General features: G+C 45.1%; 1 pseudogene. It reads left to right on the plus strand.

Features of this window, described 5'->3' with window-relative positions:
- Nucleotides 1-183: 183 nt before the first annotated feature.
- Nucleotides 184-693: pseudogene (locus tag R7O13_RS25970) on the plus strand (thiol:disulfide interchange protein DsbA/DsbL); the annotation flags it as partial.
- Nucleotides 694-803: the final 110 nt, after the last annotated feature.

Raw genomic sequence — 803 nt, forward strand, 5'->3', positions numbered from 1 at the left:
GCTTGATGCTACTGCCTTACAGCTTGGCGCTTATTAATAAGCCTCCTACTGAAAAAGCCGTGGTTGTGATTTATAAACCTTACCGACCTCCGATTGTTTGATTTCTTCTTTATTTATCTCCAGCACTAGCTGGCTCTTAGCTATATTTAAAACGGCACTGTTGTGCCCGAAGGAAAACAAACAATGAAGAAATTACTTGCACTATGCAGCACACTTTTACTGGCTTTCAGCGCTCACGCTGCTCAATTTGAAGAAGGTAAACACTACAAAGTGTTGGACGTTGAGAAAGCGACTAAACCAACCGTTACAGAGTTTTTTTCGTTTTACTGCCCACACTGTTATAAGTTTGAATCTGTGATTGAAAACTTAAAACCGGCTTTGCCAAAAGAAGCACGCTTTGAAAAAGTACACGTGGCGTTTATGGGCGCAGACATGGCAGTGCCAATGGCAAAATCTTACGCAACCATGGTATCGCTAGGTGTTGAAGATAAAATGGTGCCTGCGATGTTCGCGCAAATTCATCAAAAGCGCCAAGCACCGAAAAACGAAGACGAGTTAAAGAAAGTCTTCACGGACAACGGTGTCGATGGCAACAAATTTGACGCGGCGTACAACAGCTTTGCGGTTAGTTCGATGCAAAAGCGTTTCGATAAGCAGTTCAAAGAGAGCACTCTGACCGGCGTTCCTGGCGTCGAGTAGGGAAAGAGGGAAGATCTTGGTGGTCGCCGTATCATTAAAAAAGGCTTTTTTTGTGCAGGCTCTTGGGTTGGGTCCTCGCTCCACGCGAGATCGAGAAAGTCGCC

The organism is Vibrio sp. Y176, from assembly GCF_033438945.1.